A 25,925-nucleotide genomic window follows, 5' to 3' on the forward strand; every position below is an offset into this window, starting at 1 on the left:
AATGCAGCGAAAGGTCCGGGATTGCCAGAACTGCCCGAAGTCGAAACCGTCCGCCGCGGCCTGTTGCCGCACCTGGAAGGACAACGCATCGCCCGGGCCGAGGTTCGCCGCCCCGACCTGCGATGGCCGCTGCCGGTCGATCTGGTGCAGGTGCTGACCGGGGCCACGATCACCGCGCTGCGGCGGCGGTCGAAATATCTGCTGGCGGATCTGGACCGGGGCGGCACGCTGCTGATGCATCTGGGGATGTCGGGGCGGATGCTGGTCCAGGGCGGCAGCCTTGGCGATTTCCACCGCGATCCGGCGATCTTGCCGCGCCACGACCATGTGGTGCTGGTGACGGACGCGGGCGCGACCATCACCTTCAACGACGCCCGCCGCTTCGGCATGGTGGACCTGATCCGCGAGGGGACGGCGCATCCGCTGCTGGATCACCTGGGGCCGGAGCCTTTCGAGGACGCCTTCTCGCCTGCTTACCTTGCCGCCGCCTTCGCGGGCCGCAAGGTTCCGGTCAAGCAGGCGCTGCTGGATCAGCGCATCGTCGCGGGCCTGGGCAACATCTATGTCAGCGAGGCGCTGCACCGCGCAGGCATCGACCCGCGCCGGGCGGCGGGGCGCATCGGGGCCGCGCGCATCGCCGCGCTTGTGGGCCATATCCGCGACGTGCTGACGGACGCCATCGCGGCGGGCGGGTCCAGCCTGCGCGACCACCGGCAGGCCACGGGTGAATTGGGCTATTTCCAGCACAGTTTCCGCGTTTATGACCGCGAGGGCGCGCCCTGCCCCACGCCCGGCTGCACCGGCACCATCCGCCGCATCGTGCAGGGCGGGCGGTCCAGCTTCTTCTGTCCGGCGTGCCAGCGGTAGGCCGCTTGGCTTTCCGGCGCGGCTTTTGATAGGGTCCGCCGAAATGTCTTTGCAATGGGGACGCCGCCATGGCCTATGAAACCATCATCGTCGAGATCGAGGACAGCGTCGCCCTGATCCGGCTGAACCGCCCCGAGGCGCTGAATGCGCTGAACACCGCGCTGATCACGGAACTGGGCCAGGCTCTGGCAGATGCCGACCGCAACGACAAGATCCGCTGCGTGGTCCTGACCGGCAGCGAAAAGGCCTTTGCCGCCGGCGCCGACATCAAGGAGATGTCCACCAAGACCTTTGTGGACGCCTATGACGAGGATCTGTTCGGCGCCAAGATCGACGCCATCACCCGCATCCGCAAGCCGATCATCGCCGCCGTCAGTGGCTATGCCCTGGGCGGGGGATGCGAGCTGGCGATGATCTGCGACTTCATCATCGCCGCCGACACCGCCAAGTTCGGCCAGCCGGAAATCAACCTGGGCGTCATCGCCGGCATCGGCGGCACGCAGCGGCTGACCCGCTTCGTGGGCAAGTCCAAGGCCATGGACATGCACCTGACCGGCCGCTTCATGGACGCGGCCGAGGCGGAACGGTCAGGCCTGGTCAGCCGCGTGGTGCCCGCCGCCAAGCTGATCCCCGAGGCCATGGCCGCCGCCCGCAAGATCGCCGAGAAATCGCAGATCTCGGTCAAGGCCGCCAAGGAAACGGTGAACCGCGCCTACGAGACGACCATGACCGAAGGCATCCTGTTCGAGCGCCGCAACTTCCAGGCGCTGTTCTCGACCGAGGACCAGAAGGAAGGCATGGCCGCCTTCCTGGAAAAACGCGAACCGCAGTTCCGCGACCGCTGATTTTTCCCTTTCCTTGGCGGGCCATTTGCCCTATACGCCCCGGCTTACATGCGCGTGGGCCCGCTTAGGCAAGAATCATGACCGCTTCCCGCTGAAGCGGTTCCTTGGGTCTTTTGCGCGAACGAAACGCTGAAAGACCGATAGGATCCAGAACCCATGGCCAATACGCCCCAATCCAAGAAACGCGCCCGCCAGATCGAACGTCGCACCGAGGTCAACAAGGCCCGCCGCTCGCGCATCCGCACCTTCCTGCGCAAGGTGGAAGAAGCCATCGCCTCGGGCAATGCCGACGCGGCCAAGACGGCGCTGCAGGCGGCCCAGCCCGAACTGATGCGCGGCGTGACCAAGGGCGTGGTCCACAAGAATACTGCATCGCGGAAAATCTCGCGCCTGGCGTCGCGCGTGAAGGCACTGTCGGCGGTCTGATCCTTGCGCCCCTCGGGGGCGGAATCCGCTTGAAATCATGGCCCCGCCAAGGGCGATTCCAGACATCGGGTGCGGTTCCTTGCCGCGCCCGATTTTTCTTTGCCGCAGCTGCGAAATGTGGCAAAAATGCCTACATATCAAGGCGTTCAAGATTCTTTCCTTTTGAGTCAAGGACCTCGCAGATTCGATTTCGCAAAGCCCCTGTCAAGCGCAGAGTTCGGTTGCAGCCCAAGCGGCGCCATGGATAACCTGATGATGCGATTCACGTCGCTGTGTTGGGGACGGGCCGGTCGGGCTGCGGATTTTTCCGCATCGACAGGTCGGGCACCGGGGCAACAGGCGCCCCGCAAGCCCTCGGGATTCTTGCAGACGGCTGCCACTGGCTGCATGGAAGCTCGTGTCTAGGATTGGAATTCGGGCGCAAGCCTCGTCATGTGACCCTGTTTGGGCCGCAGGATGGGGTGTTGTCTGCAGTTCCATCGTCCGACCCGCGTCGCGGATCCTGTTTCGCCGGAAGGTCCGGCGAAGGCTGGGGACAGGATAGATAGGGCAAGACCATGGACGAGATTTGGGGCCAGGCATGTGCCGCGCTTGAAACAAGCGTGGGACCGAACAACTTCAACCATTGGATCAAGCCGTTGCGCCTGACGGGCGTGGATGCGGGAATCGCGCATTTCGCAAGCCCGACGCGCTTCATCTCGGACTGGGTGAACCGCCATTTCGCCAAGGATATCCTGGGGGAACTCAGCCGCCACGGCCAGCCGGTCGAACGGCTTCGCTTCGATGTCGTCCCGCAGACCGCGCCGGGCCGAACCCGTCCTGCCGCCACCGCTGCCGCGCCCGCGAAGCCCCTGCGCCCTGTCGCCTCGGCCGCGGCGCCCGCCTCTGCGCGGGTGGGACGCGCCGATCTGGGGGCACCGCTCGATCCCCGCTATACCTTCGGCAATTTCGTCGTCGGAAAACCCAACGAACTGGCCCATGCTGCCGCGCGCCGTGTGGCCGAGGGGGGGCCTGTGGGTTTCAACCCGCTGTTCCTTTATGGCGGCGTGGGCCTGGGCAAGACGCACCTGATGCATGCCATCGCCCATGACTACCAGACGCGCCATCCGATGGCGCAGGTCCTGTATCTGTCGGCCGAACAGTTCATGTACCGCTTCGTTCAGGCGCTGCGCGAAAGCTCGATCATGGATTTCAAGAGCATGTTCCGCAACGTGAACATGCTGATGGTCGACGATGTGCAGTTCATCGCCGGCAAGGACAGCACGCAGGAGGAATTCTTCCACACCTTCAACGCCCTGGTCGATCAGGGCAAGCAGATCGTCATTTCCGCCGATCGCGCCCCGGCCGAGATCAAGGGCCTTGAGGAACGCATCAAGTCGCGCCTGTCCTGCGGGCTGATCGTGGACCTGCATCCCACGACCTATGAGCTGCGGCTGGGCATCCTGCAATCCAAGACCGAAGGCTTCCGCGCCCAGCAGCCGGACCTGGAAATCGGCACCGGCGTGCTGGAATTCCTGGCCAACCGCATCACCACCAACGTCCGCGTGCTGGAAGGTGCGCTGCAGCGCCTGTTTGCCCATGCCAGCCTTTTGCGCCGCGAGATCACGCTGGAAGTCGCCCAGGAATGCCTGGCCGACATTCTGCGCACCAACGACCGCAAGATCTCGATCGACGACATCCAGCGCAAGGTGGCCGAACATTACAACATCCGCCTGGCCGACATGGTGGGCCCCAAGCGCGCCCGCAACGTCGCCCGGCCCCGGCAGATCGCCATGTATCTGGCGAAGCAGCTGACCAGCCGGTCCCTGCCCGAAATCGGCCGCCGCTTTGGCGGACGCGACCACACCACGATCATGCACGGCATCCGCAAGATCGAGGAACTGGTCACCGAGGATCAGGCCCTGGCCGAGGATGTCGCCCTTCTCAAGCGTCTGCTGGAAGCATAAGCGACTTGTGAGGGCGCGCCGGTCTGGTTACAAATCAGGTCCGTTCACGGGCCGGATGGCCGAAGGCACAGGGAAAAGCGATGAAATTCTCGATCGAGCGTGCGGTTCTGGTCAAGGCCGTGTCTCAGGCCCAGTCGGTTGTGGAACGTCGCAACACCATTCCGATCCTGGCCAACGTCCTGATCGAGGCGACGCCCGACGGCGTCAGCTTCCGCGCCACGGACCTGGACACCGAGGTCGTGGACCAGGCACCCGCCCAGGTCGAACGCCCGGGCGCCACCACCGTCAGCGCGGTCATGCTGAACGAGATCGCGCGCAAGCTGCCCGACGGCGCCCTGGTGCAGATCAGCACGGATGAGGCCGCGGGCCGGCTGTCGGTGCAGGCGGGGCGGTCAAGCTTCAATCTGGCGACCCTGCCGCGCGAGGATTTCCCGGTCATGGCGTCCTCCGAATACAGCGTCAACTTCAAGGCCAAGGCCGACGTGCTGCGCCGGTTGTTCGACAAGGCCAAGTTCGCCATCTCGACCGAGGAGACGCGCTATTACCTGAATGGCGTCTATATGCATGTGGCCCAGGTGGACGGCCAGCCGATGCTGCGCTGCGTGGCGACTGACGGGCACCGCCTGGCACGGATCGACGCGCCCCTGCCGGTCGGCGCGGACGAGATGCCGGGCGTGATCGTGCCGCGCAAGACCGTTGCCGAATTGCGCAAGCTGCTGGACGACGACGATACCGATATCGCGGTTTCGGTCAGCGAGACCAAAGTGCGCTTCGCCACGCCCACGCTGACGCTGACATCCAAGGTGATCGACGGAACCTTCCCCGATTATTCGCGCGTCATCCCGCTCAACAATGCCCGCAAGCTGGAGGTGGATGCGACCGATTTCGCCCGCGCGGTGGACCGGGTGGCGACGGTCAGCAGCGAACGGTCGCGCGCGGTCAAGCTGGCGCTTGACCAGGACCGGCTGATCCTGTCGGTGAACGCCCCCGATGCGGGCGCGGCCGAGGAAGAGCTGATCGTGGCCTATGCCGACGACCCGCTGGAGATCGGCTTCAACGCCAAGTATCTGCAGGAAATCGCGTCCCAGGTGGACCGCGACAATGCGGTGTTCCTGTTCAACGGATCGGGCGACGCTGCCCTGATCCGTGAAGGCGGGGACCAAAGCGCGGTCTATGTCGTCATGCCGATGCGGGTGTGACGCTCAGCCAAGTCTCGCTGGCGCAGTTCCGGTCCTGGTCCCGGCTGGACCTGGGCCTGGACCATCGGCCCCTGGCGATCTTCGGCCCGAACGGATCTGGCAAGACCAATATCCTGGAAGCCGTGTCGATGCTGGCACCGGGCCGCGGGTTGCGTGCGGTGCCCGCGCCGGACCAGGCGCGGCAGGGCAAGGATGCGGGCTGGCGAATTCGGGCGATGATCGACGGTCGTCCGGTCGAGACCGCAGCCCAGCCCGGCCAGCCGCGCGGCGTCAGCATCGACGACAAGCCGGTGGCGCAGACGGCGCTGGGGCGCCTGCTGCGCATCCTCTGGCTGGTGCCCGCCATGGACCGGCTGTGGTCAGACCCGCCCGAGGCGCGCCGCCGTTTCCTGGACCGCGTGACCCTGTCCCTGTTTCCCGATCACGCGGATCTGGCCCTGACCTATGACCGGGCGATGCGGGAACGCAACCGCCTGCTCAAGGACCAGATCGGCGACCCTGGCTGGTATCGCGCCCTGGAGGCGCAGATGGGAGAGGCAGGCGCGGCCCTGACCCGAAACCGCCACGATGCCCTGCAAGCCATCATGGCCGCGCAGGAGGGCGGCGATTTCCCCGCCGCCCTCCTGGCCCTGCTGCCGGGCGAAGGCCAGGCTGACGATCCCGACGCGGGCTCCATCACCGACCGCCTGGCCGCCATGCGCCCGCGCGACATGGCTGCGGGCCGCACGCTGACCGGTCCGCACCGCGCCGATCTGGGCGCGCATTGGGGGCCGCAGGACATGCCCGCCGCGCTGTCGTCCACCGGGGAACAGAAGGCGCTTCTGCTGTCGCTGATCCTGGCCAATGCCCGCGCCCTGTCCGACCAGCCGGTCGTGCTGCTGCTGGACGAGGTCGCGGCCCATCTGGACGCCGACCGCCGCGCGGCGCTTTATGACCGCATCTGCGGCCTGCCTGCGCAAAGCCTGCTGACCGGCACAGGACCAGAGCTTTTCGACAGCCTGGGACCACGGGCGCGGCGCCTGTCGGTGACGAAAACGGACGGGGTATCACAAGCTGTGGAACAGGGCGACTAAACGCCGCCAAAAAGGCAGAAAAATCCCGTCTTTCCCGTGACTTTCCTTGTCCGAACGCTTATATCGGCTGCACAGGAACAGGACAATCTCACCCATGACCGCAACAGCCGCGCAGACCGCCGAATACGGCGCCGATTCCATCAAGGTTCTCAAGGGATTGGAAGCCGTCCGGAAACGGCCGGGCATGTATATCGGCGACACCGACGACGGCTCGGGCCTGCACCACATGGTTTATGAAGTCGTCGACAACGGCATCGACGAGGCTCTGGCCGGTCATGCCGACTATGTGAAGGTGAAGATTCACGCCGACAACAGCGTTTCCGTCCGCGACAACGGCCGTGGTATCCCCGTGGACATGCATCCGACCGAGGGCGTTTCCGCGGCCGAGGTCATCATGACCCAGCTTCACGCGGGGGGCAAGTTCGACCAGAACAGCTACAAGGTTTCGGGCGGGTTGCACGGCGTGGGTGTGTCGGTCGTGAACGCGCTGTCCGACTGGCTGGAACTGCGCATCTGGCGCAATGGCAAGGAACATTACGCGCGCTTCGAGCATGGCGACACCGCCGAACACCTGCGCGTCGTGGGCGACGCGGAACCCGGCGAAAAGGGGACCGAGGTGCGGTTCCTGGCATCGGCCAAGACCAACGATCCGGCCGGAACGTTCAGCAATCTCGATTACGTCTACAAGACGCTGGAAAACCGCCTGCGGGAACTGGCCTTCCTGAACAGCGGCGTCCGCATCATCCTGGAAGACGAACGTCATGCCGAGGTCCAGAAGACCGAACTGTTCTATGAAGGCGGCGTGCGGGAATTCGTGAAGTTCCTCGACCGGTCCAAGACCGCCGTGATGCCCGAGCCGATCTTCATGACCGGCGAGCGCAACGGCATCGGGGTCGAGGTCGCGATGTGGTGGAACGACAGCTACCATGAAACGGTGCTGCCCTTCACCAACAACATCCCCCAACGCGACGGCGGCACGCATCTGGCGGGCTTCCGGGGCGCGCTGACGCGCGTGATCACGAAATACGCCCAGGACAGCGGCATCGCGAAGAAGGAAAAGGTTGATTTCACCGGCGACGACGCGCGCGAGGGGCTGACCTGCGTGCTGTCGGTCAAGGTGCCCGATCCCAAGTTCTCCAGCCAGACCAAGGACAAGCTGGTCAGCAGCGAAGTTCGCCCGGCGGTCGAGAACCTGGTAGGGGAGAAGCTGGCCGAGTGGTTCGAGGAAAACCCGGCCGAGGCGAAATCCATCGTCGGCAAGATCATCGAGGCGGCGCTGGCCCGCGAAGCCGCCCGCAAGGCCCGCGAACTGACCCGCCGCAAGACCGCGATGGACGTGGCCTCGCTGCCCGGCAAGCTGGCCGATTGCCAGGAAAAGGATCCGGCGCTGTCGGAACTGTTCATCGTCGAGGGTGACAGCGCGGGCGGTTCCGCCAAGCAGGGCCGGTCGCGCCAGAACCAGGCCGTCCTGCCCCTGCGCGGCAAGATCCTGAACGTGGAACGGGCGCGCTTCGACCGGATGCTGTCGTCCGAGATGATCGGCACGCTGATCACCGCGCTTGGCACCGGGATCGGGCGCGACGAATTCAACCTGTCTAAGCTGCGTTACCACAAGATCGTCATCATGACCGATGCCGACGTGGACGGCGCGCATATCCGCACGCTGCTCTTGACCTTCTTCTTCCGGCAGATGCCCGAACTGATCGACGCAGGGCACCTCTATATCGCGCAGCCGCCGCTTTATAAGGTGTCGCGCGGCCGGTCCGAGGTCTATCTGAAGGACGAGGCCGCGCTGGAGGATTACCTGATACAGCAGGGGATTGAGGGCGCCGTGCTGAAGCTCGCCTCGGGAGAGGAGATCGTGGGCGCCGATCTGGCCCGCGTGGTGGGCGAGGCGCGCATTGCCCGCCGCCTGCTGCGCGCCTATCCGACGCATTACCCGCCCCATATCACCGAACAGGCGGCGATTGCGGGCGCCCTGCTGCCGGGCCGGATCGACGGGAACGCCCAGGGCGCGGCCGATGCCGTGGCTGCCCGCCTGAACATGATCGCCGAGGAATACGAACGTGGCTGGACCGGCCGCCCGACGCAAGACGCGGGCATTCGCCTGTCCCGCACCCTGCGCGGGGTCGAGGAAAGCCGGACGCTGGACGGCCAGATGCTGCGCAGCGCCGAAAGCCGCCGCCTGGGCGAAATGACCCAGGCCTTGCAGGACGTCTATGGCCAGGGTGCGCGGCTGGTGCGCAAGGACCGCGACCAGCCGATCTTCGGCCCGCTGGGGCTGTTGCAGGCGATCTTCCTGGAAGGCGAAAAGGGCCTCTCGCTGCAACGATACAAGGGATTGGGCGAGATGAACCCCGAACAGCTGTGGGAAACCACGCTGGATCCCGGCGCGCGCACCATGCTGCAGGTCCGTATCGAAGACGTCGCCGAGGCCGAGGATCTGTTCACCAAGCTGATGGGCGACGTGGTCGAACCCCGGCGAGAGTTCATCCAGCAGAACGCGCTGAGCGTCGAAAACCTGGATATCTGACGCAACCTGTGGCGCAACTGCCGCGGCTTCCGGCCGTCCACGGCCGCTCTGCAGAACCTGACATGCGGCGTGGTTGCCGCATGGACAACTTGCCAGTATCGGTGGTCCGAAATGGCGATTCGTATCGCCCCGGTTGAGGATTGGTTGATGGGTTACAAATCTTTCATGGCGCTCTGCGCCCTGGGCATGATCCCGGGGGCGGGGGCTTTTGCAGGCGGCTATGTCGCCCCGGCTGTCGAACCGGCCATCGTGGCGCCTGTGGTCCAGGCAACCCCGGTCAGCGATTGGGCAGGGGGCTATGCCGGTGGCTCGCTGGGCTACAGCTTCGGCGCCGATGACGAGATAGGGCTGGATCTGTATGACGGCGGCGACCTGATCGAACGCAACTCTGGCCTGGGTGTAGTCGATGTGAAGGGACCGACCGTGGGAGTTCACGCGGGTTATCGCTGGCAGCGCGACAATTGGGTGTTCGGCCCGGAATTGTGGCTTGAAGGCGGCAGCGTGGATGCCACGGACAATGTCTTCCCGGACGGCCTCGAAGTGGAATCCTCGGTCAACTACATTGTCGGCCTGCAACTGAAGACCGGTTATGTCGTGGACCCGCAGACGCTGGTTTATGGCACGGTTGGCGCGGTTCACGGCGATTTCGACTACGAATTGTCGGACGATGATGGGACCACGACCGAGAATTACAGTGCCGGCGGCTATTCGCTGGGCCTTGGCGTCGAACGCAAGATCCGGCCGAACCTGGCGGTCTTTGCCGAATGGCAGTACCGCAACTTCGGAAAGACCGCTCTGACCTTCGAAAACACCACCCCCGACGTGGTGACCCGCGCCACGCCCGAACATCACAACATCAAGGTCGGCGTGAACTTCAGCTTCTGAAGACGGCGTATTCTTCAAAGGCCGGGCGCGGATTGCGGCCCGGCCTTTTCATGCCCGGTGCCCCCGCCGCGGCGCGGCGCCGACCGGCACCGGCAGCGCCCGGGCGCCGCAAGCGATGGCCAGACCCTGCGGAACCAAGGCTGTCAGCACCGGGCTGTCGATGGCAAGCCCGCCCGTATAGGCACCAAAGGCAGGCAGGATCAGGTGGTCGCGCCCGACCAGAAAGCAGCGCCGGCGGTCGCCTGCCAGCCGGACACAGGGGTGGAAATGCCCCGACACGTCCGGTCCCTGCCCCGCCTCATGGCGCAGGATCAGCCCCTCGTCCATTTCGCCCACCGTTTCGCCCGGAAGGCGCGGACAGAGGGGGGACGGGTCGTGGTTTCCGCTGACCCAGATCCAGCGGCGACCCCATGCCATGTCCCGCAGCCGATCGCACAGCGCATCCGGCAGCGCCAGGGCGGCGGCATCGTCGTCGAACCCGTCGCCCAGGCTGACGACGGCGGCGGGATCAGTGGCGGTGATTTCCGCTTCCAGCCGGTCCAGCGTCGCCAGCACCTCATAGGGCGGCAGCAGGGATCCGCCGCGCCGGGCCATGCGTTCGGACTTGCCCAGGTGCAGGTCGGCCACAATCAGCCAGCGGCGTTCGGGCCAGTAAAGCGCACCGGACGGCCGCGCCTCAAACGCGTGGCCCGCAAAGTCGAAAGCATAGGTCACGCCAGACCCGCCTCGGCCATCAAGGCCTGGGCCTCTGCCTCGGCCATGCGTTCGCGGCCCGCGCCGGTGATGGGGACGCGGCCGTATTCCAGCAGCAAGGGCGCGGCCAGCGGCGTGACGCGCCCGGTCATGCGATGATCATGGTGGGGGGAAAAGTCCAGCATCTCCTCGATCCGATCGAAATCGACAAGGCCCCGCCGCGCCTCGTCCGCGGTGATGCGCAGCAGCAGGTGGTCGGGGTCATAGCGGCGCAAGGTATCGTAAAGGATGTCGCTGGAAAAGGTCGCCTGCTTGCCCGACTTGCGTTGCCCGGGCATGTTCCGCTGGATCAGGCCCGAGATCACCGCGACATTCTTGAAGGTCCGCTTCATCACCGCATTGCCCGCCAGCCAGTCCCCCAAGCCCGCGCGCAGGGCGTCGCGATCCAGCAGCGGCGCGGGATCGGCCACCGGATCCAGCGACCAGATCAGCAGGGCATAGTCGGTGGCGATGAAGCCCAGGGGACCAAGGCCCGCGTCCTCCATCGTCTTGGTCATCAGAAGGCCCAAGGTCTGCAAGGCATTGCGCCCGGCGAAACCATACAGCGCTAAGTGCCACTTTCCCTGAAAGGGGAAGCTCTCGCTCAGCAATACGCCGGGCTGCGGCAGGGCGCTGATCCGGGCCTGAAGATCCAGCCAGTCGGCGGTGTCGGGCGGCAGCACCCAGTGGCGAGCCGGATCGCCGATCAGCGCCTGGACCCGATGCGAAAGCTGGGTCGATGTCGCCAGCTTCATCCCGGAATACAGCGCGATGCGCGGCTGCCGGGTCGGCTGCTTCGTCACCTCGACCACCATCTCGCGCAGGGCATCGTAACGCACGGTCTGCCCGCCGATCAGGAAGGTGTCGCCCGGCACCAGGGTGGCGGCAAAGCCTTCCTCGACCTCGCCCAGCAGGCCGCCGCCGCGGCGAAAGCGGACCTTCAGCATCTCGGCCTCGACGATGGTGCCGACGTTCATGCGCAGGTCGCGGGCGGCGCGGGGGTCGCGCAGCCGCCACAGACCGCCGCGCTGCATCAGCCGCTGCCAGCGGTCATAGGCTCGCAGCGCGTATCCCCCGGTCGCCGCAAAATCCAGGCAGTCGTCGAACTGCGCCCGGGTCAGACCGCGATATGGGCCAGCCGTGCGAACCTCGGCCAGCAGCGCGTCGGCATCGAAGGGCCCCGCGCAGGCCGTCAGCAGGATATGCTGGCACAGCACGTCCAAGGGGCCGGGGCCACGCGGATCGCCGTCAAGATCATGCTCGTGGACGGCTTCAAGGGCCGCAATGCATTCGACCACCTCGAAGCGGTTGGCGGGCACGATCCGCGCGCGCGAGGGCGCGTTATAGCGGTGGTTCGCCCGCCCGATCCGCTGGACCAGCCGCTTGACGTTCTTGGGCGCCCCCACCTGGATCACCAGATCGACCGCGCCCCAGTCGATGCCCAGATCCAGACTGCCCGTCGCCACCACGGCGCGCAGTTCCCCTGCGGCCATGGCGGCCTCGACCCGTTGCCGCGCCTCGCGCGCAAGGCTGCCGTGGTGCAGGCCGATGGGCAGGTTGTCGTCATTCGCGGCCCACAAGGCCTGAAAGAACAGTTCGGCCTGGGCGCGGGTGTTGATGAAGATGATGGTGGTGCGGGCCTGCCTGATCTCGGCCAGGACTTCGGGGACGGCGTAATGGCCGCCGCCGCCCGACCAGGGCGCGGGGCGGGCGGTCGCCAGCATGGCGATGTCGGGTTCAGGCCCGGGATCGGCATGGATGATCGCCGCGCCGCCCATGAAATCGGCCAGGGCGCGCGGATCCTCGACCGTGGCGGACAGGCCGGTGACGGTCACGCCGGGGGCCAGCGTCCGCAGCCGCGCCAGGCACAGCATCAGCTGGTCGCCGCGCTTGTTTTCGGCAAGCGCGTGCAGTTCGTCCAGCACCACGCGGCGCAGGCTGCCAAAGATCTGCGGCGCCTGTTCATAGGACAGCATCAAGGCCAGCGATTCCGGCGTGGTCAGCAGGATCTGCGGCGGGTCGACCCGCTGGCGCGCGCGTTGCGAACTGCGCGTGTCGCCGGTCCGATCCTCGACCCGCACGGGCAGGTTCAGTTCGGCCACCGGCCGCGCGAGGTTGCGCGCGATATCCGCCGTCAGCGCCTTCAGGGGCGAGACATAGAGCGTGTGCAGCCCCTTGTGCCCATCCTTCAGGTCGACCAGCGAGGGCAGGAAACCGGCCAGCGTCTTGCCGCCCCCGGTCGGCGCGATCAGCAGCGTGTCGCCCTGGGCTGCCAGCAGATCCAGCTGGTGCGGATGCGGCTGCCAGCCCTGCCGGGCGAACCAGTCCTGGAACTCGGGCGGCAGCGTCACGGGATCATCGCCTTCAGCGTGGACAGGTGATCGGCCTCGGACGCGGGCTTGTCCCAGCGGATGCGGCTGATGCGCGGAAAGCGCATGGCGACGCCCGACTTGTGGCGGCCCGAGGCATTCAGGCCTTCGAAGGCGACCTCCAGCACCAGCTTGGGCGCTATGGAGCGGACGGGGCCGAAGCGTTCGATGGTGTTGTTGCGCACGAAGCGGTCCAGTTCGCGCAACTCCTCATCGGTGAAGCCGAAATAGGCCTTGCCGACGGGGACAAGCTGGTCCGCGTCCCACAGCCCGAAGGTGAAGTCGCTGTAGAAGCCCGACCGCTTGCCATGGCCGCGCTGCGCGTAAAGCAGAACGGCATCGACCACATGCGGGTCGCGCTTCCACTTGAACCACGGCCCGCGCGGGCGACCGCCGACGTAAGGACTGTCGCGGCGCTTGATCATCACGCCCTCGATCACCGGGGCCGGGGGATCGGCGCGCAGGGCGGCCAGGTCGTCCCAGGTGGAAAACTCCAGCAGGGGCGAGACGTCGATGCGGTCGCTGCCGAAATCGGCGCCTTCCAGCACGGCCCGGCGGTCGATCAGGGGCAAGTCGCGCAGGTCGCGACCCTGCCAGATCATCAGGTCATAGACGCGCAGGCTGGCCGGGTGGCTGTCCAGCATGTCCTTGCCCACCTGCTTGCGGCCCAGCCGCTTTTGCAGGTCGCCGAAGACCGCCACGTCCTCGCCCCGGCGCACCAGCAGTTCGCCGTCCACGGTGCCGTCGAAGTTCAGCGCCTCGATCAGGTCGGGGAAGCTTCCGCTGATATCCTCTCCGGTCCGGGAATACAGTCGGCGCACACCGCCGTCGTTGATCCCCTGGACGCGGATGCCGTCCCATTTCCATTCGGCGATGTAGTCGGCGGGATCAAAAGCCCCAAGCTGATCCAGATCGACGGGCGTGGACAGCATCACCGGGCGGAAGGGCGCGCGGGCGGCCTGTTCGGGACGCGTGCCCCCCGCGATCCAGTCGAACAAGGGTTGATAGGGCGGCGTCAGCCCGTGCCAGATTTCCTCGATCTGGGCCACGTCGGGCGCACCCATGTCCGCCAGCGCGATACGGGCCATGCGGGCGGACAGGCCGATCCGCATGTTGCCGGTCGCCAGCTTCAGAAAGGCCAACCGCTGCGACGGACCCAGCCGGTCCAGCATCCCGGCGATGGCCGTGGGCAGGCCCGCCTTGCCCGTTTCCGACAGCAGCGCCACCGCCTGGGTCAAGGGCACGTCCTCGTCCCGGTCCGTGTCCCACAGTAGGGCGATGGTTTCCGCCAGATCGCCCACGAAGTCATAGGACATCGCGAAAAGCTGTTCGTCCACCCGTTCCACCATCAGCCCGCGCAACAGGCCCGGCGTCACCGTGCGCAGCTTCAGATCGCCCGTCAGTGCGGCCAGGGCATAGCCCCGATCGGGGTCGGGAGTCTGTTCTAGGTAATGCCGCAGCAGGCGCAGCTTGGCGTTGCGCGCGGGCGTGAAGGCCAGGCGTTCCAGCAGGTTCGCGAAGGCCCTCATTCCGGCTCGTCCTCGTATCCGACAAGGCGCAGCGGGCGGGCGGGGATTCCCTGCAATTCGCACCACCGCATCAGCCCGTCCTCGGTCCCGTGGGTAATCCAGACCTCCTGCGGGGCAAGTTCACGGATGGTCTGCGTGACCTGAGGCCAGTCCACATGGTCGCTGATGACCAGGGGCAGTTCGACACCCCTCTGCCGGGCACGCGCCCTCACCGCCATCCAGCCGGATGCAAAGCCGATGACCGGGTCGCGGAACCGCTGGACCCAGGCGGATGCAAAGGCCGACGGCGGCGCGATGACCAGTTGCGCGTCCACCTGTTTCGCGGTGGCGGGCACCAGCAGACCAAGGTCGATGCCCTGGTGGACATGATAATCGCACAGCCTTTGCAGCGCGCCGTGGATCGCGATGGGACCGTCGATCCCCGCCCCGCGCGCCAGCATGATCAGCCGCTGCGCCTTGCCCAGGGCATAGGCGCCGATCAGGTGGTGGCGTTCGGGGAACTCGGCCATGCTGGCCAGCAGGCGGGTCATCTCGCCCGCCGGATCGGGGTGCTTGAAGACCGGCAGGCCGAAGGTCGCCTCGGTCACGAAGATGTCGCAGGGCACGAGTTCATAAGGCGCGCTGACCGGATTCGGGTGGCGGCAATAATCGCCCGACACGACGATTTTCGGGCCGCGGTCCGGCTGCACGGCGATCTGCGCCGAACCCAGGATGTGACCCGCCGGGTGGAAGCTGACGGTGGTATCGCCCACACGGATGGGGCCGTCCGCCGCCTGCTGCTGGCCCGCGAAATCCTCGCCATAGCGGATCGCCATGATCTCCAGCGTCTGGCGGGTGGCAAGAACCGCGCCATGGCCCGACCGGGCATGGTCGCCATGGCCATGAGTGATCAGCGCGCGATGCACCGGACGGACCGGGTCGATATAGAAATCACCGGGGGGGCAATAAAGACCGGCCGGGGTGGGGTGCAGGATCTGATCGGCGCGCATGGGTCCAAGATGGTGAACATTCCATGAAAATCAACGCCTCCCGCTGTGGCCGTGTTCCCGGTGGGCATCGGCATAGTCGCGCACCAGCGCCACGCGCCGGGGGCGGAAGCTGTCGCCGGTGCGGCTGGCCGCGGCGATGCGGTTGACGTGGAACACGCGGTAATCCATGCGCAACCGGCAATGCGCCAGCAGCATCAGCGACTGGTCGGAATAGGACAAGCCCAGGGGCCAGATCACCCGGTGCGTCTTCGCGCCGTTCAGATCCAGATAATCGATCAGAAGCGCCTGTTCGTCCCAGCAGGCCGCGCGGATCAGCGCCAGATCGACCTGCGGCGCGGCGCGGTCTGGGCCTTGCAGGAAACAGCGCATGATCGCGTGCATCGCCTGTCGCGCCTGGCGTTCGGGCAGCGTCGCGACGATGCGGGCCAGCGCGTCGCGGCCGGCGCGGACCAGGTCCTCGTCGCCGATCCCCGCAAGCGATTCCACGGCCAGGCGCAGCGCCTCGATTTCGAGGCGCGAGAAGCTTTGCGGCGGCAGGGCCGGATCCTCGGTCAGGGTATAGCCCAGGCCCGCCGCCCCGTCGATCAGCGCACCGCCCGCGCGCAGGGTGGCGATGTCGCGGTAAAGCTGGCGCGGCGACACGCCGGTTTCCTCGGCCAGACGCGCGGCGGTGACGGGGGCGGGCAGGCGGCGCAGCGCATCCATCAGGCGCATCAGGCGGTCGGTGCGGGCCATGCTGTCACCTTCTGTCAGGGCTCCGCGCTATCCTGTCGCCACACCAACCCCGGAGACAAGCCCGTGCCCACGCTTTATCACGCCCCGGACAGCCGGTCCGACAGCATCCTCACCTTGATCGACCTGATGGGCATCCGCGACCGGATCGACATCGTCGAGGTGACGATCCCCCGCCAGGACGGCAGCGGCAGCCGCGACCCCAGGAACCCTCATCCCGAAGGCAAGGTGCCCTATCTGGTCGATCAGGGGGACCATGTCCGCGAAAGGGGGGCGATCATCACCTGGCTGACCGACCGCTTTCCCGAAAGCGGTCTTGGCCGCCCCGTCGGCCATCCGCAACGCGGGGCATACCTGTCGTGGCTGTTCTATTACCAGGGCGTGATCGAGCCTGTGTCCCTGCTGCATTACCTGGGGATTGACCACCCCGCGCTGCAGGCGACCTTTCGCGACCATGACGCGATGCTGGCGCGGATCGGGGAAGCCCTGGCGGACGGCCCCTTTCTGCTGGGGCAGGATTTTTCGGCCGCCGACCTGCTCTGCGCCTCGCCCTTTATCTTCTTCGGCGAGGAAATGCCCATGACGCCCGCGGTCAGGGACTGGGCGGGACGCTGCGCCCAAAGGATGCGCGCCCTTTAGGCGGGCGGGGCACGCCGGACCGGAACCACGGGGGCCGGCGCCTTGGACAGCTGCACCGCCAGGATGCCGGCCATGATGACGCCGACGCCGATCACGTCGCCTATGGCAAGCTGTTCGCCCAGCAGGGCCGCGCCCGTGGCGACCCCGAAGAACGGCGTCAGAAAATGGAAAGTTGCCGCCCGCACCGCGCCGATCCGGCCAACCAGCTTGAACCATACCCAGGTGGCGACCAATCCGGGCACGATCACCGTGTAAAGGAAAGCCCAGACCAGCCTGGGATTGGGATCGACATGCCAATCCTCCAGGATCGGGGCGATGCACCACAGGGTCACGGATCCGACCAGCATCTGCAAGCCCACGATCATCATCACATTGCCCCCGGAACTGGCCCCGCGCACCGTCAGCGTGGCGACGGCAAGCGCCAGGGCGGCGACAAAGCACATGAAGATGCCCACCGGGTCGCTGCCCCCGCCTTGCAGGCGCGCGCCCATGATGATCGCCACCCCCGCAAGGCCCAGAACCAGGCCCGCGACCCCCATGGGCCGCAGCCGTTCGCCCATCAGCATCCAGCCCAGGGCAGCCACGATCAGCGGCATGGTGGCCGCGATGATCGACGCCAGCCCAGCCTCGATCCACTGCATCGCCACCCAGTTCAGGCCAAGATACAGCGCGTTCTGGCACAGCCCCAGAACCACCACCGCCCGCCACTGCACGCGGGTCAGGGCACGCCAGGTCTCGCCCATCAGCAGCGCGATGACCACCGCCATGACCCCCGACAGGGCAAAGCGCAGGGCCAGGGCGAACAGCGGCGGCACCTCGGTCACGATCATCCGGGTCGAAGTGAAGGCCGAGGCCCACATTACCGCGAAGAACACCCCCATGAAGATCGCGCGAATGTCCATCCTGGCCCCGTGACTTGCAGATGATGCAGAAGGGCTAGCAGGTTCGGGGAATAGCGGGAAGTGGTGAAACTCTGGCAGGATAGCCAACACGGGGATTTTCATTCCCGGGCAATATCTCGGTCCGATCCGCGCTTGTCGATCAGATCCCAGCGATTGCCCCAAGGGTCCGACCAAACGACGACACGCCCATAAGCCTCGTCACGAGGGGGTGCTTCGATGCAGACCCCGGCCCTTTGCAACTGACGATAGTCGGCCTCAAAGTCGTTGGTTTCAAGAAAAAGCCAGACCCGGCCTCCGCCCTGCCGGCCGATCGCGGCAATCTGTTCGCTGGACACTGCTCGGGCCAGCAGAATCTCGGTGTCAGCGTTGCGAGGGGCTATTCTGACCCACCGCTTGCCATTGCCCAGATCCGTATCCTCCCGGCACTCGAAGCCGATGCGCGTGAAGAACGCAAGGGCTTCGTCATAATCCGGGACCAGCAGCGACACATGCGCAATCCGCTTGGGCATGTCGGCAAGGCTATCCGGCCCTTCAGGCAATCTCAATCTTTCAAGTCACGTGTGAAGCCGCGGCTTTTCAAACGAAAAGGCCGCGCCCACCGGCACGGCCCCTGTTCCTGCAACGTCGCAGGGATCAGCTGTTCACGCTGTCCTTCAGCGACTTGGCGACCGTCACCTTGACCTGCTTGTCGGCCGGCTTGGTCATCATTTCCTGGGTCTGCGGGTTGCGGACCTGGCGCTCGGGGCGGGCGCGGCAGGCGATCTTGCCGATGCCGGGGATCGTGACCGAGCCGCCGGCGGCGACTTCGCGGGAAACAACGGCGGCGATCGCGTCCAGCGCGGCGGATGCCGATTTCTTGTCCGAACCCATTTCCTCGGCCAGGGTCGCCACCAGCTGGGTCTTGGTCATCGGTTTGTCAGCCATTGATCTGTCTCCTCTTGCCCGGTTCTGCGGGGCCTGTGAATGGCGCCGTTTGCGGCATATCGCCTGCTACACACCGTTTTCCCCAACAGATCAAGCCTTTTTCGCCGTTTCCTGCCAAAGCAGGCTCCGCTTGGCCGGTTGACGCAAGGTCAAAGGAAGGCGGTTTCGTTGAACGACCGCAACTTGCGCGAATGGATCCGCTCCAACGGCATCTCGCGCAGCTTTTCCATGGCCCGGATGCCGATCAGCAGGTGGCTGGCGACCTGGGTGCGGTAAAAGTCGGTGGCCATGCCCGGCAGCTTCAATTCGCCGTGCAGCGGCTTGTCGCTGACGCAAAGAAGCGTCCCGTAAGGCACCCTGAACCGGAATCCGTTGGCCGCGATGGTGGCGCTTTCCATGTCCAGCGCGACGGCCCGCGCCAGCGACAGGCGGTGGATCGGCGTGTCGCGCAATTCCCAGTTGCGGTTGTCGATGGTGGCCACCGTGCCGGTCCGCATGATGCGCTTGAGTTCATAGCCTTCCAGTCGCGTGACCTCGGCCACGGCTTCCTGCAATGCCACCTGAACCTCGGACAGGGTGGGAAGCGGGATCCAGACCGGCAGGTCGGCGTCCAGGACGTGATCCTCGCGCAGATAGGCGTGGGCCAGGACGAAATCGCCCAGCCGCTGGCTGTTGCGCAGGCCCGCGCAATGGCCGACCATCAGCCAGGCATGGGGGCGCAGAACGGCAATGTGGTCGGTCGCGGTCTTGGCGTTCGACGGCCCCACGCCGATATTGACCAGCGTGATCCCCTGCCCGTTCGCGCGTTTCAGGTGATAGGCGGGCATCTGCGGCAGCTTGGCCAGGGTGGCCAGGGGCGTGTCGGCATCGGTGATCACCTGGTTGCCCGGGGCCACGAAGCTGTCATAGCCCAGATCGGGGTTGCCCAGGACGCGCCGGGCGAAGGCCTCGAATTCGTCCACATAGAACTGATAGTTGGTGAACAGCACGAAATTCTGGAAATGCTCCGCCGCCGTCGCCGTGTAGTGCTGCAGCCGCGCCAGCGAATAGTCGATGCGTTGCGCCGTGAAGGCGGCCAGGTGCAGCGATCCGTCGGGCATCGGCCCGGCCACGCCGTTCACGATGTCGTCGTTCATGGTGTTCAGGTCGGGCACGTCGAAGACATCGCGCAGCGAAAAGTCCAGCACCCCTTCCTGCGGCACGGCCAGGTCGCTTTGCGCGGCGACTGCGAAATGGACGGGCATGGGGGTGTCGCTGACCCCCACGGTGACGGGGACACGGTGATTGCGGATCAGCAATCCGATCTGCTCGCGCAGATAGTTGGCGAACAGGTCGGGCCTGGTGACGGTCGCGGAATAGCTGCCGGGCGCGACCACATGGCCGAAGGACAGGCGCGAATCGACCGCCGGATGGGTGGTCACGGTCAGGCGCAGTTCGGGATAATAGGCGCGATACCGGGCGACGGGCCTGTCGCCTTCCAGTGCCTTGGTGAAGCGGTCCAGCAGAAAGCCGGTCGCCTGCGTATAAAGCGCCTGCAGATGCGCAACGGCGGCGGCTGCATCGGTGAACTGCTGGCGGCCCGGCGTGTCGGGGGATTCGACCGGCAGGTAACGGGGATCCGTGTCCATTCTTGTTATCCTTCTTTGTTCCGACCCTGCCAGCGGGACCGGCCGCAGGCAAGCGTCTGGCGTCCCGGTTCCCGGACAGTTACCTTGCCGTCATGAAGATGCTTGTTTTCGGTCACGGTTATTCGGCGGGCTTCCTAACGCCCCTGCTCCGCAGGCGCGGCTGGCAGGTCGTGGGGACCACCCGGGACGATCCCGGTCGGGTGGCTGGGGCGGGCGCGCAGCCGGTCCTGTGGCCGGGGGATGAGGCACGGTTGCGGTCCGAGATCGCTTCGGCCGATGCGATCCTGGTTTCCGCGGCGCCCGGACCGCAGGGCGATCCTGTCCTGGCCGCGTTCCGCGATGATCTCGCCAAGGCGCGGCCGGGCTGGCTGGGCTATCTTTCGACCACCGGCGTTTACGGCGACCGCAACGGCGGCTGGGTGGACGAGGACAGCCTGCTGGACGCCACCGGCCCGCGCGGGGCGGCCCGCATCCGCGCCGAAGGCGACTGGCGCGCCCTGGCCGACCAGGCGGGGCTGCCACTGCACATCTTCCGGCTGGCGGGAATCTATGGTCCCGGCCGGGGGCCTTTCGAAAAGGTGCGGAACGGCACCGCGCGGCGGATCATCAAGCCGGGCCAGGTGTTTTCGCGGATCCACGCCGCCGATATCGCCCAGATCCTGCTGGCCTCGATCGACCGGCCCGCGCCGGGCACGGCTTATAACGTCTGCGACGACGACCCGGCCCCGCCGCAGGACGTGCTGGCTCATGCCGCTGACCTGCTGGGCCTGCCGCCGCCCCCCGAGGTGCCCTATGACGAGGCCGACATGACGCCGATGGCGCGGTCCTTCTATGCCGACAGCAAGCGGGTATCGAACCGGCGCATCAAGGAGGAACTGGGGGTCAGGCTGCGTTATCCCGATTACCGCAGCGGGCTGGCGGCAATCCTGGCAGCCGAGGGCGGATCGCCGCATGGACTTCGCGCCGCCGGCGTGCATGATCCGCGCCATGACTGATGTGGATATCCTGATCGCCGGGGGTGGGCTGAACGGTCCCACCCTGGCGCTTGCCCTGGCCCAGGCTGGCCTGCGCGTGGCCGTGGTCGATCCGCGCCCGGCCGATGCGCGGGCAGGCGACAACTTCGACGGACGCGCCTATGCGCTGGCGGTGGCCTCGCAACGGCTGCTGAAGGCGCTTGGGCTTTGGGCGGGACTGGCGGGCGACAGCCAGCCGATCCGGCAGGTGAAAGCGTCCCAGGGGCAACCGGGCGAAGGCGCCGCGCCCTTCTTCCTGCATTTCGACAGCGCCGAGATCGAGGAAGGTCCGGTCGGCTTCATGCTCGAGGATCGGTTCCTGTATCGTGCCCTTCTGGCCGCGATGCGGGATCGGGTGCAGCATCTGTCGGGCCTGTCGGTCGTGGACCAGCAGGTCGGATCGGGCGGGGTCGAGGCCGCGTTGTCGGACGGCCGCCGGCTGCGTGCCCGGCTTCTGGTGGGCGCGGACGGTCGCGGGTCGGGCGTTGCCGCCCGCGCGGGCATCCGGCGGCAGGGATGGGACTATGGCCAGACGGCACTTGTCGCGGCCATTGCCCATGACCGCCCGCACGAGGGCATCGCACAGCAGTATTTCATGGCGACCGGTCCCTTGGCGATCCTGCCCCTGCCCGGCAACCGCAGCAGCGTCGTCTGGTCAGAAACCCATGACAATGCCCGCGCCATTGCGGCGCTGCCGGACGAGGCCTTCCTGGACGTGCTGCGCCCGCGGTTCGGCGATTACCTGGGCGAGATTTCCCTTGCAGGCGCGCGCTTCACCTATCCGCTGAGCCTGTCGCTGGCCGACCGCTATGTCGCCGACCGTGTGGCCCTGGTGGGCGATGCGGCGCACGGCGTGCATCCCATCGCGGGCCAGGGGCTGAACCTGGGCCTGCGCGACGTGGCGGCCCTGGCCGAGGTGCTGGTCGATGCCGCCCGCCGAGGCGAGGATATCGGGTCGGATCTTGTGCTGGAACGGTATCAGGGCTGGCGGCGGTTCGATGCGACCAGTCTTGCGCTTGGCATGGACGGGGTGAACCGGCTGTTTGCCAGCGGCAATCCGGTCTTGTCGGCGGCGCGGGGGATCGGCATGGGGATCGTCACGGCGGTTCCCGCCTTGCGACGCGGCTTCATGCGGCAGGCGGCGGGGCTGTCGGTCGATCCGATGCCAAGGTTGCTTTCAGGTAGAGCGTTGTAAGGGGGCTGCCGCCCCCGTCCGCCAAGGCGGCCTCCCCCGCGGATATTTGGACCAAGGCAAAGATCAGGCGGCGAGCAACCGGGCGGCCTGGGTCAGGTCGGCGGCAAACTGGGCTTGGGCGTCCTGGGCCTGACGGGGATCCAGGCGCAGGATCAGGCTGGGGTGCCAGGTGATCAGCACCGGGCCGCCGTCCAGCGTCGTTTCCAGCGTGCCGCGACGGGGGGTCAGGGGCGAGCGGTCGCCGGTCAGCGCGAAAGCGGCTGTGGCCCCCATCGCAAGGGTCAGCTTCGGCTGGACAAGGCGGCGTTCCAGATCCAGCCACCAGCGGCATTGCCTGACCTCACCCGCGTTGGGGGTCTGGTGGATGCGGCGCTTGCCGCGCGGGGTGAACTTGAAGTGCTTCACCGCATTGGTCATCCAGATCCGCGCGGGATCCAGCCCGGCCTGGTCCATCGTCCGGTGCAGCAACTGCCCGGCAGGACCGACGAAGGGGCGGCCTTGCAGGTCTTCCTGGTCGCCCGGCGCCTCGCCCACGATCATCAGGGGGGCGGCGGGATCGCCCTTGCCCCAGACGGTCTGCGTCGCGGCGTGGCACAGGTCGCAGCGCGTGCAGCGCCCGGCCTGATCGCGCGCGGCCTCCAGCGTCTCGGGCGGGCTGTTGTCGGGGAGCTGCCGGATGCGGGCGGTCACGCGGGCCGCGAAGGCCGGGGCCTCGGACGCGCCTGCTTCGCGCATGGCCTGGACCCGGCGGGGGGCGTCGGCCAGCATCTCGGGGATCAGCGCGGTCTCGGGCAGGTTCTTCCAGTATTTGCGCGGCATCTCGGACCGCATGGCATCGGTCTTGATGCGGGCTGGGTTGAAGATGTTGGCGAAATAGGTTTGCCAAAGGGTATGGCTGGCATCCGCCGGAAAGTCCGGGCGCGGCGCGGGGGGCGCATAGGTGATTGTGCCGTCAAAGCGGGCGATGCCCTCGGGTGTGGCGATGAGCCAGTCCATGTCGGCGAAACGCCTGGCAAAGAACGGAGCGCCCGCTTCCAGGATCAGGTGTTCGGGTTCGAACCAGGCGCCGAAGCTGCGGCGGGGGCCGTTCCCCGGCAGTTCGTGGAAGCGCACGAAGGCGTGCATCTTGTGGATGTCGCGGCGCACGGATTTCCCCATGCGGGACAGCCGGTCGGTCAGAGGGTCGGCGGGGTTGGCGATGAAGCCGCGGTCGTCCTGAAGGCGGATCAGCGCGGCATAAAGCAGCGCCCAGCGTTCGGGATCGGAATGGCTGGCGACCGTCTGGGCGAGGCTCAGGAAATCCCTGGTCGCTGCCACCGGATGCGGACCGGGCGGTGGTAAGGGATCGGCCCCGAACAGTTCGGCGGGGCTGTCGTCATCGGCCCAGGTTACATCGCCCGCCGCGATGCGGTTACCGGCAAGCTGCCGGGCGGCATCGCGCCAGGCCGCGAACCGGCCAAAGCGGGGCAGATCGATGCGGATCACAGCAGTTGCAACTGTTCGGGCTGCGGGGCAAAGCGCGCGCGCAGGGAGGCGCTGTCGGTCAGCGCGCCGGGATGCCAGTCGGGCAGCGTCACGAAGGGCTGCGCCTTGGACATGATCGCCCCCATGCGCAGCAGGTCGCCGTAGCGCACCGGCCCGTTGCGCCGCGCGGCGAGGATGCGCGTCACGGTCTTGGTGCCGAAGCCGGGGACGCGCAGCAGCATCTCCTTTGATGCCGTCGCCACATCGACCGGGAACTGCGCCCGGTTCGCCAGCGCCCAGGACAGCTTGGGGTCGATCGCCAGATCCAGGAAGCCCGATGGGTGGGCCGCGCCAATCTCATCGGCCTCGAAGCCATAGAAGCGCATCAGCCAGTCGGCTTGGTACAGGCGGTGTTCGCGCATCAGGGGCGGCTTGATCAGCGGCAGGGCGGCAGAGGAATCCGGGATCGGGCTGAAGGCCGAATAATAGACCCGCTTCAGGTTATAGCCGGAATAGAGATTCGCCGAGGTCTTCAGGATGTCCCGGTCGGTCGCCGCATCCGCTCCGATGATCATCTGCGTCGACTGCCCTGCCGGGGCAAAGCGCGGTGGGCGCTTGCCGGTGTGGGTCTTTTCCTTTGCCGCCTCGCGCGACAGGCGCACATCGGCCATGGCCGCGCGGATCGTCTCGGGTCGCTTTTCGGGGGCCAGTTCGCGGATGCTGGCATCCTGTGGCAGTTCGATGTTCACCGACAGGCGGTCGGCGAAAAGCCCCGCCTCGGCCACCAGGTCGGGCGAGGCGTCGGGAATGGTCTTGAGGTGGATGTAGCCCTTGAAGCCGTGGTCCACCCGCAGCATCCGCGCGATGCGGACCATCTGGGACATCGTCTCGTCCGGGCTGCGAATGATGCCGGATGACAGAAACAGCCCCTCGATCATGTTGCGGCGATAGAATTCCAGCGTCAGGTTCACGACCTCCTCGGGCGTGAAGCGGGCGCGTTCGACATTGCTGCTGACGCGGTTGATGCAATAGGCGCAGTCATAGATGCAGAAGTTCGTCATCAGGATCTTCAGCAGGCTGATGCAGCGCCCGTCGGGCGTATAGGCGTGGCAGATGCCCATGCCTTCGGTTGATCCGATCCCGCCCCCCCGCGCGTCGCGGCGGGTCGTCCCGCTGCTGGCACAGGAGGCGTCGTATTTCGCCGCGTCCGAGAGGATCGCAAGCTTCTGCTGAAGGGTTCGCGCTGCCATGGGGCAAATATATGTTCGCGCTGTGTTCCGTTCAACCGGCCTGTGCCAGGAACCCTCACGCCCATGCGAGCGTTCGCCGCCCGTGCCATCCGCCAGACGTGATGTGCATCCCCGACCGGAAAGGATATGATCGGCGCCATGAACATCAGATCCCTCGCGCTTGCGCCCGCCCTTGTTCTTGGCCTTGCCTTCCCGGCCCTGGCCGAAAAGATTCCGCTGAACGAATTGTCGCGCTATCTCAACCGGCTGACGACCGCGACGTCGGAGTTCACACAGGTCAATCCCGACGGATCGATCTCGACCGGGACGGTCTATATCCAGCGGCCCGGGCGGGTGCGGTTCGAATACAACAACGACAACACACTGGTGCTGGCGTCCGGCGGAAACGTGGCGGTGTTCGATCCGAAATCCGGCGGGCCGCAGCAATATCCGCTGTCGCAGACGCCCCTGTCGATCATCCTGGATGCGAACGTGAACCTGGGCCGCGCGAACATGGTGACGGCGCACACAGAATCGAAGAACGCCACCGTCGTCACCGCGCAGGATCCGCAGAACCCGCAATACGGCAACATCCAGATGGTCTTCACCGCCGGGCCGACGCAGTTGCGCCAATGGGTCGTGACCGACGACAGCGGGCAGAAGACCACCGTGATCCTGGGCGAGATGCGCGAGGGCGGTTCGATTCCGGCATCGAAGTTCTCGATCAACAACGAACTGGCGCGGCGGAACTGATCCTTCGGTGCGATCCCATCATCGCCGGTGATGGATCGCATCACGCCGACGGG

General features: G+C 66.6%; 23 protein-coding genes. 12 read left to right on the forward strand and 11 right to left on the reverse strand.

Annotated elements, in window-relative coordinates:
* Positions 1-21 precede the first annotated feature (21 nt).
* The 8 genes from mutM (at position 22) to RAH32_RS12410 (ending at position 9,774) form a co-directional block, all read left to right on the forward strand.
* Positions 22-867 (forward strand): bifunctional DNA-formamidopyrimidine glycosylase/DNA-(apurinic or apyrimidinic site) lyase, encoded by an 846-nt coding sequence (mutM, locus tag RAH32_RS12375; RefSeq protein ID WP_306608248.1) that lies wholly within the window; start codon positions 22-24, stop codon positions 865-867.
* A 68-nt stretch (positions 868-935) separates the two neighbouring features.
* Positions 936-1,712: an enoyl-CoA hydratase gene (locus RAH32_RS12380; RefSeq protein WP_306608249.1), complete on the forward strand. Its 777-nt coding sequence runs from the start codon at positions 936-938 to the stop codon at positions 1,710-1,712.
* A gap of 156 nt (positions 1,713-1,868) precedes the next feature.
* A complete protein-coding gene (gene rpsT, locus RAH32_RS12385) occupies positions 1,869-2,138 on the forward strand; it encodes a 30S ribosomal protein S20 (protein ID WP_306608250.1) in 270 nt (89 codons plus the stop codon).
* Positions 2,139-2,695: 557 nt separating this feature from the next.
* Positions 2,696-4,084, forward strand: a complete 1,389-nt coding sequence (gene dnaA / locus RAH32_RS12390) for a chromosomal replication initiator protein DnaA (protein ID WP_306608251.1) — start codon at positions 2,696-2,698, stop codon at positions 4,082-4,084.
* 80 nt (positions 4,085-4,164) lie between these two features.
* Positions 4,165-5,283, forward strand: coding sequence for a DNA polymerase III subunit beta (gene dnaN / locus RAH32_RS12395; RefSeq protein ID WP_306608252.1), 1,119 nt, complete (start codon positions 4,165-4,167; stop codon positions 5,281-5,283).
* Positions 5,280-6,356, forward strand: coding sequence for a DNA replication/repair protein RecF (gene recF, locus RAH32_RS12400; RefSeq protein WP_306608253.1), 1,077 nt, complete (start codon positions 5,280-5,282; stop codon positions 6,354-6,356). The genes dnaN and recF overlap by 4 nt, the downstream gene beginning before the upstream one ends.
* A 94-nt stretch (positions 6,357-6,450) precedes the next feature.
* Positions 6,451-8,889, forward strand: a complete 2,439-nt coding sequence (gene gyrB, locus RAH32_RS12405; RefSeq protein ID WP_306608254.1) for a DNA topoisomerase (ATP-hydrolyzing) subunit B — start codon at positions 6,451-6,453, stop codon at positions 8,887-8,889.
* Between the two features lie 147 nt (positions 8,890-9,036).
* On the forward strand, positions 9,037-9,774 hold the full coding sequence (locus tag RAH32_RS12410; RefSeq protein ID WP_306608255.1) for an outer membrane protein: 738 nt from the start codon (positions 9,037-9,039) through the stop codon (positions 9,772-9,774).
* Between the two features lie 48 nt (positions 9,775-9,822).
* On the opposite strand, the gene pdeM is transcribed toward RAH32_RS12410, so the two are convergent.
* From pdeM to RAH32_RS12435, 5 genes are read right to left on the reverse strand one after another with little or no spacing between them, the layout of a single operon-like run.
* Positions 9,823-10,488 carry a ligase-associated DNA damage response endonuclease PdeM gene (gene pdeM, locus RAH32_RS12415; protein ID WP_306608256.1) on the reverse strand — a complete coding sequence of 222 codons (666 nt, stop codon included), beginning with the start codon at positions 10,486-10,488 and terminating at the stop codon, positions 9,823-9,825.
* Positions 10,485-12,857, reverse strand: a complete 2,373-nt coding sequence (locus RAH32_RS12420; RefSeq protein WP_306608257.1) for a ligase-associated DNA damage response DEXH box helicase — start codon at positions 12,855-12,857, stop codon at positions 10,485-10,487. Before RAH32_RS12420 ends, pdeM begins: the two co-directional genes overlap by 4 nt.
* Entirely contained in the window at positions 12,854-14,404 is a 1,551-nt protein-coding gene (locus RAH32_RS12425; RefSeq protein WP_306608258.1) for a cisplatin damage response ATP-dependent DNA ligase, read from the reverse strand. The genes RAH32_RS12420 and RAH32_RS12425 overlap by 4 nt, the downstream gene beginning before the upstream one ends.
* Complete coding sequence (locus tag RAH32_RS12430) at positions 14,401-15,393, reverse strand: ligase-associated DNA damage response exonuclease (RefSeq protein ID WP_306608259.1); 993 nt, start codon at positions 15,391-15,393, stop codon at positions 14,401-14,403. Before RAH32_RS12430 ends, RAH32_RS12425 begins: the two co-directional genes overlap by 4 nt.
* A gap of 30 nt (positions 15,394-15,423) precedes the next feature.
* The gene (locus tag RAH32_RS12435; protein ID WP_306608260.1) at positions 15,424-16,128 is read right to left on the reverse strand and encodes a helix-turn-helix transcriptional regulator; all 705 of its coding nucleotides are present in this window, start codon (positions 16,126-16,128) and stop codon (positions 15,424-15,426) included.
* Positions 16,129-16,191: 63 nt separating this feature from the next.
* Here RAH32_RS12435 and RAH32_RS12440 point away from each other — a divergent pair, with 63 nt between their 5' ends.
* On the forward strand, positions 16,192-16,764 hold the full coding sequence (locus tag RAH32_RS12440; RefSeq protein ID WP_306608261.1) for a glutathione S-transferase family protein: 573 nt from the start codon (positions 16,192-16,194) through the stop codon (positions 16,762-16,764).
* On the opposite strand, the gene RAH32_RS12445 is transcribed toward RAH32_RS12440, so the two are convergent.
* The 4 genes from RAH32_RS12445 to RAH32_RS12460 all read right to left on the reverse strand — a co-directional run bounded on the left by RAH32_RS12445 (position 16,761) and on the right by RAH32_RS12460 (position 20,218).
* Positions 16,761-17,666, reverse strand: coding sequence for a DMT family transporter (locus RAH32_RS12445; RefSeq protein WP_306608262.1), 906 nt, complete (start codon positions 17,664-17,666; stop codon positions 16,761-16,763). The genes RAH32_RS12440 and RAH32_RS12445 overlap by 4 nt on opposite strands.
* 98 nt (positions 17,667-17,764) lie before the next feature.
* Positions 17,765-18,205: a VOC family protein gene (locus RAH32_RS12450; protein ID WP_306608263.1), complete on the reverse strand. Its 441-nt coding sequence runs from the start codon at positions 18,203-18,205 to the stop codon at positions 17,765-17,767.
* A gap of 94 nt (positions 18,206-18,299) precedes the next feature.
* On the reverse strand, positions 18,300-18,590 hold the full coding sequence (locus RAH32_RS12455) for an HU family DNA-binding protein (RefSeq protein ID WP_103172614.1): 291 nt from the start codon (positions 18,588-18,590) through the stop codon (positions 18,300-18,302).
* Positions 18,591-18,739: 149 nt separating this feature from the next.
* Positions 18,740-20,218: an AMP nucleosidase gene (locus RAH32_RS12460; RefSeq protein ID WP_306608264.1), complete on the reverse strand. Its 1,479-nt coding sequence runs from the start codon at positions 20,216-20,218 to the stop codon at positions 18,740-18,742.
* Positions 20,219-20,310: 92 nt separating this feature from the next.
* Between RAH32_RS12460 and RAH32_RS12465 the strand changes: the two genes are divergently transcribed.
* Together RAH32_RS12465 and RAH32_RS12470 are read left to right on the forward strand one after the other, a co-directional pair.
* Positions 20,311-21,213 carry an SDR family oxidoreductase gene (locus tag RAH32_RS12465; protein WP_306608265.1) on the forward strand — a complete coding sequence of 301 codons (903 nt, stop codon included), beginning with the start codon at positions 20,311-20,313 and terminating at the stop codon, positions 21,211-21,213.
* Positions 21,206-22,426 (forward strand): UbiH/UbiF/VisC/COQ6 family ubiquinone biosynthesis hydroxylase, encoded by a 1,221-nt coding sequence (locus tag RAH32_RS12470; RefSeq protein ID WP_306608266.1) that lies wholly within the window; start codon positions 21,206-21,208, stop codon positions 22,424-22,426. The genes RAH32_RS12465 and RAH32_RS12470 overlap by 8 nt, the downstream gene beginning before the upstream one ends.
* A 63-nt stretch (positions 22,427-22,489) precedes the next feature.
* Here the strand turns inward: RAH32_RS12470 and RAH32_RS12475 are convergent, their stop codons facing one another.
* Both RAH32_RS12475 and RAH32_RS12480 read right to left on the reverse strand, forming a co-directional pair.
* Positions 22,490-23,911, reverse strand: coding sequence for a UdgX family uracil-DNA binding protein (locus RAH32_RS12475; protein WP_306608267.1), 1,422 nt, complete (start codon positions 23,909-23,911; stop codon positions 22,490-22,492).
* On the reverse strand, positions 23,908-25,140 hold the full coding sequence (locus tag RAH32_RS12480; RefSeq protein ID WP_306608268.1) for a putative DNA modification/repair radical SAM protein: 1,233 nt from the start codon (positions 25,138-25,140) through the stop codon (positions 23,908-23,910). The genes RAH32_RS12475 and RAH32_RS12480 overlap by 4 nt, the downstream gene beginning before the upstream one ends.
* 138 nt (positions 25,141-25,278) lie before the next feature.
* Here RAH32_RS12480 and RAH32_RS12485 point away from each other — a divergent pair, with 138 nt between their 5' ends.
* Positions 25,279-25,872, forward strand: a complete 594-nt coding sequence (locus RAH32_RS12485; RefSeq protein WP_306608269.1) for a LolA family protein — start codon at positions 25,279-25,281, stop codon at positions 25,870-25,872.
* The last annotated feature ends 53 nt before the right edge of the window (positions 25,873-25,925 follow it).

Origin of the sequence: Paracoccus yibinensis (genome assembly GCF_030846195.1) — a bacterium.
Classification (GTDB): domain Bacteria; phylum Pseudomonadota; class Alphaproteobacteria; order Rhodobacterales; family Rhodobacteraceae; genus Paracoccus; species Paracoccus yibinensis.